At 45.8% G+C, this 15,059-nt stretch carries 13 protein-coding genes; 12 read left to right on the top strand and 1 reads right to left on the bottom strand.

What is annotated here, in order from left to right:
* Positions 1 to 119: 119 nt before the first annotated feature.
* From WA1_RS44285 to WA1_RS44240, 10 genes are all read left to right on the top strand, one after another.
* On the top strand, positions 120 to 617 hold the full coding sequence (locus WA1_RS44285; RefSeq protein ID WP_017744758.1) for a VOC family protein: 498 nt from the start codon (positions 120 to 122) through the stop codon (positions 615 to 617).
* Between the two features lie 122 nt (positions 618 to 739).
* The gene (locus tag WA1_RS44280) at positions 740 to 1,678 is read left to right on the top strand and encodes an NAD-dependent epimerase/dehydratase family protein (RefSeq protein WP_017744757.1); all 939 of its coding nucleotides are present in this window, start codon (positions 740 to 742) and stop codon (positions 1,676 to 1,678) included.
* Positions 1,679 to 1,788: 110 nt separating this feature from the next.
* On the top strand, positions 1,789 to 2,073 hold the full coding sequence (locus WA1_RS44275; RefSeq protein WP_017744756.1) for a hypothetical protein: 285 nt from the start codon (positions 1,789 to 1,791) through the stop codon (positions 2,071 to 2,073).
* Positions 2,074 to 2,240: 167 nt separating this feature from the next.
* Positions 2,241 to 2,993 (top strand): SDR family oxidoreductase, encoded by a 753-nt coding sequence (locus WA1_RS44270; protein ID WP_017744755.1) that lies wholly within the window; start codon positions 2,241 to 2,243, stop codon positions 2,991 to 2,993.
* Between the two features lie 226 nt (positions 2,994 to 3,219).
* On the top strand, positions 3,220 to 3,651 hold the full coding sequence (locus WA1_RS44265) for a cupin domain-containing protein (protein WP_272819356.1): 432 nt from the start codon (positions 3,220 to 3,222) through the stop codon (positions 3,649 to 3,651).
* Between the two features lie 120 nt (positions 3,652 to 3,771).
* Complete coding sequence (locus WA1_RS44260) at positions 3,772 to 4,638, top strand: oxidoreductase (RefSeq protein ID WP_017744752.1); 867 nt, start codon at positions 3,772 to 3,774, stop codon at positions 4,636 to 4,638.
* Between the two features lie 164 nt (positions 4,639 to 4,802).
* Positions 4,803 to 5,498: a VOC family protein gene (locus WA1_RS44255; RefSeq protein ID WP_017744751.1), complete on the top strand. Its 696-nt coding sequence runs from the start codon at positions 4,803 to 4,805 to the stop codon at positions 5,496 to 5,498.
* A gap of 1,141 nt (positions 5,499 to 6,639) precedes the next feature.
* Positions 6,640 to 8,994 (top strand): PhoX family protein, encoded by a 2,355-nt coding sequence (locus WA1_RS44250; protein WP_017744749.1) that lies wholly within the window; start codon positions 6,640 to 6,642, stop codon positions 8,992 to 8,994.
* A gap of 277 nt (positions 8,995 to 9,271) precedes the next feature.
* Positions 9,272 to 9,607, top strand: a complete 336-nt coding sequence (locus tag WA1_RS44245) for a DUF4870 domain-containing protein (protein ID WP_017744747.1) — start codon at positions 9,272 to 9,274, stop codon at positions 9,605 to 9,607.
* Positions 9,608 to 9,874: 267 nt separating this feature from the next.
* A complete protein-coding gene (locus WA1_RS44240; RefSeq protein WP_017744746.1) occupies positions 9,875 to 11,461 on the top strand; it encodes an alkaline phosphatase D family protein in 1,587 nt (528 codons plus the stop codon).
* 21 nt (positions 11,462 to 11,482) lie between these two features.
* Here the strand turns inward: WA1_RS44240 and WA1_RS44235 are convergent, their stop codons facing one another.
* Positions 11,483 to 11,677, bottom strand: coding sequence for a hypothetical protein (locus WA1_RS44235; RefSeq protein ID WP_017744745.1), 195 nt, complete (start codon positions 11,675 to 11,677; stop codon positions 11,483 to 11,485).
* 206 nt (positions 11,678 to 11,883) lie between these two features.
* Here WA1_RS44235 and WA1_RS44230 point away from each other — a divergent pair, with 206 nt between their 5' ends.
* Positions 11,884 to 12,255 (top strand): hypothetical protein, encoded by a 372-nt coding sequence (locus WA1_RS44230; protein ID WP_017744744.1) that lies wholly within the window; start codon positions 11,884 to 11,886, stop codon positions 12,253 to 12,255.
* 398 nt (positions 12,256 to 12,653) lie between these two features.
* Positions 12,654 to 14,981, top strand: coding sequence for a nitric-oxide reductase large subunit (locus tag WA1_RS44225; protein ID WP_017744743.1), 2,328 nt, complete (start codon positions 12,654 to 12,656; stop codon positions 14,979 to 14,981).
* Positions 14,982 to 15,059: the final 78 nt, after the last annotated feature.

The following is a 15,059-nucleotide window of genomic DNA, read 5'->3' as shown; positions in this document are numbered from 1 at the left end:
ACAGAAGAATTAAATCGCGTTTTAACTCAAATAACTTGAGTGGTTTGTATTGGGCGATCGTAGAAGAATGAAATTAACCGAGGTGGGCATTGAGCTTCACTAACCTAAAGGAGAACAATATGAATAGCGATAAGCTGGGTACAGCTTGCGCCAAGGGCGATCGCGTAAACAGTCAAAACATGAAACTCGAAGTTGTGGTATTGCCCGTCTCCGATGTCGATCGCTCCAAGCACTTCTATGAGGCGTTGGGATGGCGGTTGGATGCCGACTTCGTCATCGGTGAAGACTTCCGGGTGGTGCAGTTGACACCTACTGGCTCAGAAGCTTCAATCATCTTTGGTAAAGGAATTATATCAACCGCGCCCGGATCAGTTCAAGGTCTGTACCTCATCGTTTACGACATCTTGGCAGCCCGCGCCGAACTCGTCGAGCGGGGTGTCGAGGTGAGTGAGGTGTTCCACGACATCGGAGGGATCTTCCCCCACGCCGGAACCGAGGGACGGGTACCTGGTGCCGACCCGAAACGTCGCGACTATGCCTCCTATGCCTCGTTTAGCGATCCAGACGGCAACGGTTGGGTGCTCCAGGAGGTGAAGACACGCGCTCCCGGACGGTGACGGGACATCAATTGCTTAAGGACAGAAGCGAAGTTCACGACGAGCAATTAATTCAAAAATATTTGCTTATTTCGCTCAAATCTCATTAACTTACTAGCTAAGAAGTTTTAGAGGAGTCACAAATGAGGATTTTTGTTGCCGGGGCAACAGGAGCGATCGGTCGCCCGCTACTCGACCAATTACTTGCTAGAGGACACAACGTTGTAGCTATGACCCGTTCTCCAGAAAGAGCACAGTCATTAGCGGCACAGGGAATAGAACCTGCGATCGCGGATGTATTCAACGCAGATTCAGTTAAAGTAGCTATCGCCCACGCTCAACCGGAGGTGGTGATTGAACAACTCACCGCCCTACCCAGGACTTACACTCGCGAATCAATGAGTGCGGCAGCGACTCTGAATACGCGAATTCGGTTAGAAGGGGGAGCAAATGTGCTGGCGGCAGCACAGGCCCAGGGGGTGCGCCGTTACCTGAGACAGTCAATCGCATTCTGGGGAATTCCCGGTGCTGGATTGGCAGATGAAGAAACGCCTCTAGCGTTTGATGCCTCCCCCGCCGTTGCCGCAGATGCTCGCCTCGTAACTGAGATTGAACACCGTTTATTGGAAACATCCAATCTCGAAGGAATTGCCTTACGCTATGGTTTCTTCTACGGACCCGGCACCTGGTTCAATCCTGATGGTGATGTAGCGCAACAGGTGCGGCAGCAACAGTTTCCAATTGTTGGAAATGGGGAGGGCGTATGGTCGTGGTTACACATTGAGGATGCAGCGATCGCCACAGTTGCAGCAGCAGAGCAGGGCAATCCTGGTGTTTATCTGATTGCGAACGATCGCCCTTTAGCGGTGCGCGAATGGCTCAGAGCGTTTGCTCGATGGCTGAATGCTCCACCCCCGCCACAGATATCCGTTGAAGATGCTCTGAAAAGGGAGGGTGGTGCAGATATTGTTTACTACGGAACTCAGATGCGAGGCGCATCGAATGCCAAAGCAAAACGCGAACTGAATTTTCAGCCTCGACCGTTAGAATGGGTGGTTGACACCACCGTGGCTCTTGGTTAAAAAGAAACCTGCCACTTGCCTGAGCAGTATGCTTTCATTGCAAATTGACTGCGTCTGGATCTGAAAAAGTTTGACCAGTAAATTTCAAAAACATTGGAGAACAACAATATATGACTCAAGCAAAGCATCCTGCCGATCCAACCCCTCCAACCCTGGAAGGAAAACTGGCTCTGTTACGGAAATTAAGGGATGAATTGGGCAGCGGTGATACCATTCGTCGTCTCTTTTTTGGCGACTTGGAACCTATCGCCCTTCAACCGGGAGGAGCGGGCACGGTAGTTCATCTTTACAACAAAGCCAATGATGTCACGATTGCCTATTGTGTTTCCTACGATGTATTTCTGGCTGCCCGTTCGGGACGAGTTACCGAGTTTGACCCAGCTGAGATCAAATAAGCGACTGGGCTGACCGGATGCAAAATTTTGGGTTCTGTCGCAAGAATGGTTGAGCACGATGATTTCAGGCAGAAAGTGCCGCCACTTGAAGAGGGTGGAAACAGCCATTTAAATTGAGAGGCTCAAAGCTCAACAACCCTGTTCTTTAAATTATCAGAGGTGTTGTCATGAAAATTGTTGTCATTGGTGGCAGTGGGCTGATTGGTAAGAAGCTTGTGAGCAAGCTACAGGATTTCGGACATGAGGCGGTGGCCGCGTCCCCTTCTTCAGGTGTCAACGCTGTTACAGGTGAGGGACTGGCTGAGGTGTTAGTGGGTGCTCAAGTTGTTGTCGATGTGACGAACTCACCCTCCTTTGAAGATGCGGCGGTGTTGGAGTTTTTCCTTCAGTCATCCCGGAACCTGCTTGCAGCAGAGGCAGACGTGGGTGTGGCTCATCACATTGTAGTATCAATTGTCGGTGCCGATCGCATCCCTGATAGCGGCTATATGCGTGCGAAAGTCGCTCAGGAGAAGTTGATCCAGTCCGCAGGAATACCCTATACAATCCTCCGCGCTACGCAGTTCTTTGAGTTCATCGAGACGATCGTCGCTCAATTCCCCACCGATGGGCAAACGGTTCGCTTGCCCTCTGCCTTTATCCAGCCCATCCTGTCGGAGGACGTTGCTGACGCGCTGGTCGATATCACACTGGGAGCGCCAGTAAACGGCATTATCGATTTAGCTGGTCCAGATCGATTCCGTTTTGAGGAAATCATCCGCCAATTCCTGAGCGCAACTCACGACTCACGTCAGGTGGTTGTAGATAGTCACGCCCGTTACTTTGGTGCAGCGTTAAACGATCGATCTCTCGTTCCTTCGGGCAACTCGCGCATCGGTTCGACCCGTTTCGAGGACTGGCTCAACCGCTCTATCGCTTAAAGCTCAGTAATGAGAATTCAATGCTAACATAAGTTGAGTTGAAGACACAAAGCCCAACCAAAGCGCAACTACTAAGTTTTGCAAAGCTCAACTCAACCTACACATGTCTAATCCGCGATCTGCTTGATTCAGCATGAGGGCACATCAGACGGATTTATATCCACCAGTTTGTATTCACGCAAGGAGAACGGAAGTGTTTACTAGATTTTTCTCGCGAGTTGCATTCATGACTCTCTCCATATTCATAGCGATCTCCATATTCGCAACTCTCCCCGTATTTGCAGCTTCAGCCAATGATTTATCTGCTGATACGTCTAATGATATGTCTAAAGTAACGCTGGTCTTTGATCGCGCCCTTCCCAATGTGCCAGGAAAGAGTGTGAAAGGCTTGCTGGTCGAATATGGGCCAGGTGGCTCAACACCCGCACACACCCATCCAGCCTCGGCTTTTGTCTATGCAACAGTGCTGGAAGGTGCGATTCGTAGCAAAATCAATGATAATCCGGAGCAGGTGTATCACGCTGGTGAGAACTTTTTTGAAGTACCTGGCGATCGTCATCGTGTCAGCGCAAATGCCAGTGATACTCAACCCATGCGTATGCTAGCCGTCTTTGTCGTCGATACCAATGAAGAGAACCTGACTACCACCGACAGGTGAGACGCAAAATTGCACACAAGGATTTAGGTTGAGGCAGAGGAAAATTAACCTTCTCACCCTACCATTTTTGCGACACTACCAAGCCAACAAACTAGACAACAACTAAAACGAGGACATACGATGAAAACGCAGAAAGTATGGTTCATTACCGGAGCTTCCAGAGGCTTTGGGTTAGAAATTGCCTCTGCAGCCCTGGCAGTGGGCGATCGAGTAGTGGCAACGGTTCGCTCTCAGCCCGCACAACTCGCCACTACCCTGCACAACCACCCAGATCTGTACGTTGTGCAGATGGATGTCACCCAGGAAGAACAGGTACAAGCGGCTGTTAAGCAAGGCATTGCCCGTTTCGGTCGGCTCGATGTCTTAATCAATAATGCCGGGTTTGGCATGGTGACTGCGATCGAAGAAGCCACGGATGCCGAAGTTCGCAAACAGTATGATACCAACGTGTTTGGTTTACTGAACGTGACTCGTGCCGTGTTGCCGTACCTGCGCCAGCAAAAGTCTGGGCACATCATCAATATCTCGTCTTTGTTTGGCTACGATGCAATTCCGGGCTGGGGATTGTACGGGTCTACTAAATTTGCGGTCGAAGGTCTCTCGAAAGGGCTAGCGGTCGAACTGGCACCGCTCGGCATCCGCGTCACGGTAGTGGCTCCCGGTCTTTTTAGTACTGACTTCCTGAGCACTGAATCCTATGTTGCCGCTAAAACCATTATCGACGATTACCAGGAAACGGTAGGACCGATGCGGAGCGGAGCCGATACGCTACACGGGCACCAACCCGGCGATCCGAAAAAGTTTGCGGCTGTGATTATTCAACTCGCCAATGCGGAACATCCGCCGCTGCATTTGCCCGTCGGCAAGGACACGATCGCGATGTATCGGAACAATACCGCGAAAGTGGCAGCGGAAATCGAAGCATGGCTACCAGTCGCTACCAGCACCGACCATGACCACCGCATCACGGCTTCGACCATAGCCTGACCCTAACTCTAACCCTCGAAAGTAATGAACCTGTCAGTTTGGAATTGAGCAAGTTTAACTGGCAGTTTAACTCAAAGAACTTGAGTGGTGTGGATTGGGCGATCGTCGAAGAATAAAAAGTAATCAATCTGAACATCAAACTTACCAACCAAAAGGAGAACAAGATGAGTAGCAATCGCGTAAACAGTCCAAACATGAAGCTCGAAGTCGTGGTGTTTAACGTTTCCGACGTCGATCGCGCGAAGGCATTCTACGAGAATCTCGGCTGGCGGCTCGACATCGACGTGGCGGAGGGCGACTTCCGGGGCGTGCAGATGACGCCGCACAACTCGGAAGCCTCGATCATCTTCGGCAAGGGAGTCACTCCGGAAAATCCTGGCCCGGTGTACAACTTGGTCCTCGCTGTGGACGACCTCGATGCCGCCCGCGAAGACTTGATCGCTCGCGGTGTAGACGTGAGCGAGATCTTCCACTACGTCGGCGGCCCCTTTAACAATGCTGTGGAGAACCCGCACGTCGGCGGGCGCGACCCGCAAGGTCGTTCTTACTTCTCATTTGCCTCGTTTGAGGATTTGGACGGGAACGTCTGGCTGCTTCAGGAAATCCAGACGCGGCTTCCTGGTCGCGTTTGGAACTCGACGCAAGCACGAGACATAGACGTTGCAACCCTTGCAAACCTTCTCCGCGAGACGGCAGAGCACCACGACCACTACGAGAAGACTCACGCTGAGCATCACTGGTGGGACTGGTACGCGCCTTATCTAAGTGCGCGTCAGAATGGCCGCAGTCCAGAAGAGGCCGCCGCCGCTGCTGACCGTTACATGGAGGGGGTTTTTCACATTCACTCTAGTCATCCATAAGTTGCCACACCGCAGTCATTATTGACTGCATAACGGTCAGATTGCTGAAATTTAGACTCTAAGCGCCTGTAAGCCTTGATTTTAAAGCAAATTTACCGAAGAAAGGCAGAGGCTCGGTTGCAGAGGGCAGAAGATTCATATTGTAAATTTTAATACATTACTAAGTTCTCTGTGCCATCTGCTCATACGGTAAGACAGCCCCTGCTTTTAAGTAGCTCGGAAAACAATCTTGGTGCGAACTTTATCAAATTCCTCGCATTTATGCGTAGGGATACATAGCTGACCTCTGCCTTCTACTTGGTGCCTTCTTAATCCCTTTCCGCTCTAAAATTACCGATACTTGTAGCAATGCCCACCAACATCAAAATGGTGGATGTATTTACCGTATTTTAAAGATGAATTATAATTTCGCAAAAATAAGCGTGAAAAGCAATCTAACAATGAAAATATTTATTAAATGGTCATTGGGTATTGAGTCTCCTGTTCTTTCTTTTTTAAGATCAAAATTTGATATCATTGAAGTAGCAAATTGTCAAGCTATTTTTCTTCGTGTTTTCTGCGGTTTTAACAGCGATCGCTGACCAGTGACCAGTAACCAGTTAATAAATAAAAGTCTTGAGGTTTGATAGATATCAACTATCAAGCAATAACAAAAATCAAAGATAATACTGTTTATCCTGACATCTTGCACCAGCATCAAAAATAGGGTTTCTTGCAAATCATGTAATATGAAAGCGTTGATTTATCGTTCAGAAACCTGTTTTTTTTTGTCTTGTTGAGAATGATGCAAGATATTAAGTATTCTCAAATCAAGTGACAAAGTATAAATTCAGTCCTAAATCTTATCACAAATTATTCTTTTTCAAGAAAAATATCTAAAAAAATATTGAATTAATTCTAATATTACCTCTTCTTAACCTAAAAAGCATACATTCATTTGTGGGTATATATTACACAGGTTCAGTTTTAAGGTCTCTTAAGAACTTAATCCTGCATGACAGCAACTAGCTTTTAATTTGCTGGAAAAAATCTGAGTTACCTAGACTGTTGGTTTGGCAAATTTCGGTTTATTTTTGGTTGTTTGCCTTATAAGTACAGATTTTATAAGGGTGAAGACGTAGCTCAAGAGGAAACTTCTATCATGTCCATGTTGGGTCGGAGACAAATACTCCTATTCTTTGCAGGCACTGCGGGTGCTGTAGTGGTGGATCGAGTTTTAGGTGGTGCTGATATTGCACAAGCAAAGCGTCCGCATCCCCTGAGTTTTACACCTGTACGCCTACCACATCCTCTCGAAATTTACAAGGACAAAAACAGTTTCTTGCCAGAGTCTATCGGTCAAGGAAAAGTTCTTGATGCTTCTCATCTCAACCTAACTAATTACAAAGTCATTGATGATGTCGTTGTACCTCCAGAGTATGAGCGTTACGTGATTGTAGGTTGGGGCGATCGCGTTTTCCCCAACACTGAAGAATACTTTGGCTATAACTGCGACTACACTGGCTTTGTTCCTATCGACACAAGCGATGATGAAGGCTATTTATGGGTAAATCATGAGTACGTGAGTTATCCCATTTCCTTTTTAGCACCAGAGACACCAGCAGATTTGGCAAGCTACCCCACAGCGTTTGCAAATGTCATTGGGTTTGCGCTTCCTTCTGAAAAAAGTATTGCTCTAGAAGGAGAGTTTTTATACAACATAGGTGGTTCTATTGTTCGTCTTCGCCGTAACGATTCCAATGGTCGTTTTGTAGTTGTCAAAGGAGACTCCAAAAACCGCCGCCTTCACGGTCTTTCTGGATTGAGGATTAACAACGAACGTCGCGATGGATATGAAAAAGTAACTTCTTGGGGCCGCTTGAGCTACCAACAAGGTGATGAGAATTATCTTATCGGTACCGGACCTGCAGTACACGACGTTTTTGCTCTTAGTTCGGACGGGCTAGGTAACAGAATTATTGGCACGGGATATAACTGTTCTGGTGGTACAACTCCTTGGGGTACAATCCTCTCTGGCGAAGAAAACTTCCAAGGAAGTGCAGAGTTTTTTGTTGGTGTGACAGAATCAGTCAAACCAGACGGTACTCAAACAGGTTACACCAAAGGAACTGTTGGTGAGACTTTTGGTCTAGTTGGAGAAAAATACGGTTGGATTGTAGAGGTCGATCCCGCAGATCCCCATTTCCGCCCGCGCAAACATACTTGGTTAGGTCGTTTCCGCCATGAAAACGTTGGTTACCGTGCTGAAGCTGGTAACAAGTTAGTGGCATATTTAGGGGATGACAGACGCGGCGGACACACTTGGAAGTTTGTGAGTGAGAGGACTATTGGTTCAGTCACTGATAAGAGCAACAGCCAATTGTGGGAAGAAGGAACTCTCTATGTAGCGAGCTTCAACCCAGATGGGACTGGTGAGTGGATTGCTTTGAACTTAAACACGCCAACCAATCCTATTCCACCATCAGTTATTTCTTCTGTAGAATTTGACGCTTTGGGAGCAGCTCAAAGAGATGGTCTGTTAAAATTACCCAGACGCAAAGGTATTGCTGCACAAACAGAAGATGGTGGTGCTTTTAACTGCGATCGCAAAAATGAAGCAACTGCTTTACCTGATTATCAAAAGAAAAAGCTTTCTGACTTCTACACAAGTCAAGGTGCAATTCTTAGCGACGCATTCTTAGCTGCTAACCTAGCGGGAGGAACCCCCACCGCCCGCCCCGAAGATTTAGAAGTGCATCCATATACTAAAGAAGTGTTTGTTGCTTACACAGATGGTGCGCCAGGAAGCGACGGATACCCAGATTCGCGGATTTTCCAAGTTGCTAAGCTAAGTCCAGCAACCAATGGCACCCAGCAATCTGGTGGACTTTACAAGATTATCGAAGATAGTCAAGACGGTACAGGTACAACCTTCCGTTGGGAGAGATTTAAACAAGGTGGAGAAGATGGTTCTGAATTAGGCGCTGGTTTTGCCAACGTCGATAACTTACTCATCGATCCCAAAGGAAATATTTGGGGTGTAACAGATATGTCAACTGACACCCACAACGGTTTTAGTCTTGGTGCTAATCCAACTCAAAATAGAATCGACCATACATTAACTGGTAACGTTTCTACCTTTACTGGTGTATTCGGTAATAACTGGTTGTTTGTCATTCCTACCAAAGGACTCGACGCGGGAACAGTTATCCCCTTTGCTTACGGTCCAGTTCGTTGTGAAATGACAGGACCGACTCTTGTAGGCGATACACTAGTTCTTGCCGTACAGCATCCTGGTGAAAATGTTCCGATTAACGATGGTACTGAACTTAGCCGTACTATCGAATTGCTGGATTTGAACGGGACTACATTCAACCAAACACGTACATTACCTCGTGGTAGTAGTTGGCCAAGCAACATTCCTACCGAATATGGTGGTGAAGGTAAGGCTACAGGTGTACCCCGTCCGTCTGTCATAGGTATTCGCCGTAAGAATTCTAAACGCAAATTTTTCTAAATTCTCCTTGATTTAAGGACTCTTAAGAAATAAGGGGAGTGGGGAGTAGGGAGTGGGGAATGGGGGAAAGAATATTTCTTCCATTCATTGCGGGTGGTGCGCTGCCTGTTAGCCACTTTCAGGAGATAAATTATCCGGGAGCGTGGGATGGGCTTCTAGCCCGTCCTATTAACTCGGCGGTCTAATATCCAACATTAACCCATGCAAGCGCTAGGATTGAAGAGTCGTTGCTATTAGCTACGATTAATACTTTCTCTCTGTATAGTAGAGGTATGGTATGGATCGACTCACTCAGCGCAAACTTTTTTCAGCCCTTTGTCACGGAGCTATATTCTTTAGCTCAACTATTATCTCTGTGGGTATTCCTATAGGAATTTTTTTGACGACTGAAGACCCTGTTGTTAAAGACAATGCTAAAGAATCACTTAATTTTCACATAAATCTCTATATTTATGCATTTGTCTTTGCATTATTAACTCTTCTGATAATTGGCATTCCATTACTAGTGATATTAGGTATCGTTAGCATTATTATGCCAGTTATTGCTATTCTTAGAGTCCTCGATAATCCGGATATACCCTATCGTTATCCATTCATTTTTCGCTTGCTTTAATCAAAAATGTTACCACGATCGAATTAATACAGCCCTGACAAAGTAACAACTCCAAATTTTTTAGAAGAAAAAGATCAAATTAAAATAGTATTAACTTTCCCTTTGTGGGAAATTAATGTCCGAGTGATAGGTTGAACTCGGCAAAGTAACAATTGACTTATGCAAGGGTAAAGGGCAAAAAGTAAAAACTACCATAAGGTATAGTTTATACTTCCTTAAGTCAGTTGTTTTTTTGCTTGCGTTTACCTTTTAGACAAGGGCAAAAGTATGATAGATTACAGGGCTTTTGAGCAGTTTCTGTACAGTCGAATTAAGCGACGCAATTTAATCATTGGGGCAGGAGCATTGACAGGTTTGGCGATCGCCAACCAATTTTCCCATCAACGAGTGCTCGCCCAAGTTTCATTCTCTAGTTATCCTTTTACACTCGGTATAGCTTCTGGAGAACCATATGCAGATAGTGTAGTTCTCTGGACTCGTTTAGCTCCAGATCCCTTAAATGGAGGTGGAATGCCACACGTCAACGTGCCAATTCGTTGGCAAGTGGCAACCGATCCCAACATGACACGCATAGTGGCAAAAGGCACCGAAATTGCAATTCCAGAACTGGGACACTCAGTTCGCGTTGTTGTTAATGGGTTGAAACCTAACACTTGGTACTGGTACAGATTTACCTCAGGTACAGAAGAAAGTCCAATTGGTCGAACTCGTACAGCACCCAAACCTGAGAGTGACGTTAGCAAACTCCCCTTTGCTTTTGTCTCTTGCCAACACTACGAGCAAGGGTACTACACAGCATATAAATATTTGGCGGAGGAAGACCTTCACTTAGTCGTGCATACTGGTGATTACATCTATGAAGGGGGAATCACACCAGATCGTCCCAGACAGCATAACGGTCCTGAGATCAAAACTGTAGAAGATTATCGCAATCGTTATGCTCTTTATAAAGGGGATAAAAACCTGCAAGCAGCACACGCTGCATTCCCTTGGATTGTGACTTGGGATGACCATGAGGTTGAAAACAACTATGCTAACGCCACTTCCCAAATCGATGATGATGACCAAGATCCGGCTGAGTTTTTATTAAGGCGGGCGATCGCATATCAAGTTTATTACGAGCATATGCCTCTACGACCCTTCTCAAAACCGGAGGGACCAGATCTGCAACTTTTCCGCCGTCTTTCCTTCGGAAAATTAGCAACCTTCCACGTGTTGGATACCCGTCAGTATCGTACAGACCAACCTTGTGGAGACATTACTACACAACGGTGTGCAGAAGCTTTTGACCCAGAAGCAACCCTCCTAGGCGATCGCCAAGAAAAATGGTTATTCAATGGTCTAGATCGCTCTCAGGCTACTTGGAACGTACTAGCTCAACAAGTTCCGGTTGCTCAGAGAGACTTTACACCAGGAGAAGGTCAAACTTTCAGCATGGATAAGTGGGATGCTTACGTTGTTGCTCGAAAGCGACTGCTGAATTTCCTAGAACAGCGCAAACCGTCCAATCCAGTTGTATTAACGGGTGACGTACACTCTAACTGGGCAATGGAGTTAAAAGCTGACTTTGATAACCCAAATTCTGCCACTGTTGGAAGTGAGTTTGTGTGTACCTCAATTAGTTCCGGTGGAGACGGTGCAGACTCCAGCCCCACAGTTGAAGCTTATCTGCCAGACAATCCCCACATTAAGTTTTACAACGGTCAACGGGGATATGTACGTTGTGTGCTAACTCCTCATAGTTGGACAACAGACTATAAAGTTGTGTCAGAAGTACTAACCCCATTTGGTACGATTAGCGATCGTGCTTCATTTGTGGTTCAAAATGGGCGTCCTGGAATCGAGAAAGCTTAACTGATTTCGCGAACAAGTTTTTTATTGCAAAGGAGGAGAGAGCGATGGCTTTCTTCTCTTTTGTTGTGACTGTACACAAGTAGCACCAGCTGCACCAAAGATTAACAAACCTAAAACAGAGATAGGTTCAGGTACAGACTTTGTTGTCTTAAAAGTGAAGTTGTCTAGAGCAATTTGGTAACCGTTCAGGGGGGGAGTGCCCTGAAACAGATCCATTGCCTAATTAATCGCTGTGGGCAGAGATAATTAGACGAAGATGAACCGATGTAGATTCAGGGAGAATCACTCAGGCGATCGTAGACAAAGATGAACCGATGTAGATTCAGGGAGAATCACCCAGGCGATCGTAGACAAAGATGAACTGATGTAGATTCAGGGAGAATCACTCAGGCGATCGTAGACGAAGATGAACTTCTCATCTAATGGAGATTTGGACGCTTTGGCATCCAACCTATTGGCTGTCAGGGTCTATAAAAGCTTTCACTGCTATAGTATCACTTTATACAGCATCTGAAATGGTGCTGTTAATGCCTAAAGCACTTGCTTTACCTAGTCCGGCACAACTTGAAGCAGTAAACATTGAACTACGAAATCAAATTGCACAACGCCAAAAAGCAGAGTCAGCTTTACAAAAGGCTAACGACGATTTGAGCGATCGCAGTCAACTAACAACAGTAATGGCTGCTCTGCATCTGCTCCTTGTGTCAAGCCATCCACCGCTTTTGAAAAGTTTTTTATGGCATCAGGAGCTAGCGTTCGCCGATCAAATAACTGATGTGTTATCGATCGCCTAGTATTGATACCAATTTTAGTAGAGGTAGAGCCACTTTATCCTTTAAGTTTCATCCCTTTTTATGATTATCATTCCTTTATCTATCTATTTCTATATTTAGATATATTGATAAAATATACGGCTCTTCAGTACTTGTTAGTTTAGCATAACAAGTACTGAAGAACCAAAATTAATGAGTAAAAATCGATTAGAAATAAATAAGCTATATGTCATGATTTAGCGGTTATCAGTCTATACCTAATCGAAGTTTCGTGCAAGTTGGTGTGATTTTTTGCACTTAACTCACAAGTTCCTCAAATTCTTCTCCTAACTTCAAGTCATAGCTAGCGAGATTTGGCTAGCTAATGAAGCTTTGCGGCTGTAATACACAGCTTTCGATTGAAAGGGACAATTCCGGTTATGGCTAATCCAACTGTGAGTATTGCGAAAACTTCGTCAAGCTACGCTAACGCAGCAAAAACACGCATGATGAATTTACCTGCGTGGCTGGTGCTAATTTGCGTTATTACTTTTACTGTATTATTAAGTGCTGGGGCAGCAATTTGGAAAAATGCACCGCCCGTACCCGCCGTATGGCGATCGCCCCAACAAGAAACCATCATCAGTGCAGCCCAAATCCAAGCTGGGCAAGAAACTTATCTAGCTCGCGGCGGTCAGCATATTGGTAGTATCTGGGGTCATGGTAGCTATCTAGCACCCGATTGGACGGCTGATTTTTTGCATCGTTGGGGATTAGCAACTGCTGGAGTAGTAGAAAATAGCAATCCAGAATTTTCTCAAGCAGATTTAGCAGCGCTGCCTCTGCCAGAACGGGCGAGCCTACAAGCAAAAGTAAGCGAGCAGTTCAAAACGAATCGCTACGATCCTCAAACTCACGAGCTTCTGTTAACTGATGCCCAAACTAGAGGATTGCAGCAAGTGTTTCAGGACTACCAGAAATTACTCGCTCATGGCTCTCGAATTCACTCTATCCCTGATGGTTGGTTTAAAGATAATACCCAAATTCGTAACGTCACAGCCTTTTTTGCCTGGACAGCTTGGGCAGCAGCAGCAAATCGTCCGAATGCACCATTTTCCTATACAGCAAATTGGCCTCATGATGACTTAATTGGCAATACTGCACCAGGGCAATTTGTAGTGTGGTCGATTGTATCGGTTGTAGTTTTGATTGGTGCGATCGCTCTATTCCTATTAGTCTATCTAACGCAAGCAGATGATGAGGTTATTTCAGAAATAAAGACTCGCCCTGCAATTCCCATACCAACTCTCAGCCAGAAAATCACTTCACTATTTTTTGGCGTGGCAATGGCACTATTTTTAGTGCAAATTGGTATGGGTATGGTGACTGCTCACTATGCTGTAGAAGGAGATGGATTTTACGGCATTCCTCTCCAGAAGTTTTTACCTTATGCTGCTTCTCGTACCTGGCACTTGCAATTAGCAGTATTTTGGATTGCTACTTGTTGGCTAGCGGCTGGGCTTTACTTTGCCCCTCGGTTTGGCAAGCACGAACCCAAGCGTCAAGCCCTTGGTAATGCTGGGTTACTGGTTGCTTTAACTGTGGTTGTAGTTGGTTCTCTAGTCGGTTCTTGGGCTGGAGTACAAGGACTTTTAGGCAAGCACAGTTTCTTATGGGGACACCAGGGCTATGAATATGTTGAATTAGGTAGAGTTTGGCAGTTGCTACTGATTGGTGGCATGGTCTTCTGGCTGTGGTTGATGTATCGCGCCCTCAAGCCTGCTTTGCACGAGGAAGGTAGTTATACAGGTTTGAACCATTTCTTCCTTTACAGTGCCATCACCATTCCTTTGTTTTATGCAGCAGGATTAATGTACACCAATCGCACGCCTTTGAGCGTAGCCGAGTATTGGCGTTGGTGGGTGGTACACTTGTGGGTGGAAGGCTTCTTTGAAGTATTTGCCACAGTTGCGATCGCTTACTTATGCAGTGAGTTAGGCTTTCTGAAGAAATCCTCAGCACTTCGCGCTACTTACCTGACCACAATTTTATATCTAGGTAGTGGTGTTATCGGTACGCTTCACCATCTTTATTTTGCGGGTACTCCTGTCTTCATCACCGCAATGGGATCGGTTGCATCAGCTTTAGAAGTAGTCCCTCTAACTCTAATTGGGTTTGAAGTTGTCAAAACTCTAAAAATGTCTCAAGCAGCAGAAGGATTTTATCGCTTGCCGTTGCGCTTTTTTATTGCTACCTGTTTTTGGAATCTAGTTGGGGCTGGAGTTTTTGGATTTTTGATTAACCCACCAATCTTTCTCTATTACTCTCAAGGTTTGAATACAACACCAATTCACGCTCACTCTGCACTATTTGGCGTTTACGGTTCTCTAGCATTAGCATTAATGTTGTTTGCCCTGCGCGAACTCGTACCCGAACGCGATTGGAATGAAAAATTACTAAACTTTGCCTTTTGGACAATTAATAGCGGTTTAGTCATCATGCTCGTCTTTGGTATGATTCCCAACGGGTTTTATCAATTGATGGCATCTGTAGAGCGTGGCACTTGGTATGCTCGGAGTGCGGAGATAATTGGTAGTCCCTGGATGCAATGGACGGTGTGGCTACGGATACCTGGCGATATTATTTTTAGCTTGGGAGCGTTGGCAATGGTTGTTTTCACTTTACAGGCGATTGTTGCTATCTTCCGTCGTCCTGTATTAGTGACTCAACCGGAGTTAGTCATTTCAGAACAGGTTAAAGCTTGTTAATTCTTGTTCTTTTTTGATGAATTTGGGAATGTATTGATTTTTCGTCACATTCCCATAACACACAATACAAAGAAATCA

Origin of the sequence: Scytonema hofmannii PCC 7110, from assembly GCF_000346485.2 — a bacterium.
Taxonomy (GTDB): domain Bacteria; phylum Cyanobacteriota; class Cyanobacteriia; order Cyanobacteriales; family Nostocaceae; genus Scytonema; species Scytonema hofmannii.
The sequence above is the reverse complement of the archived record's forward strand: the minus strand, read 5'-3'. Positions and strand labels throughout refer to the sequence as shown.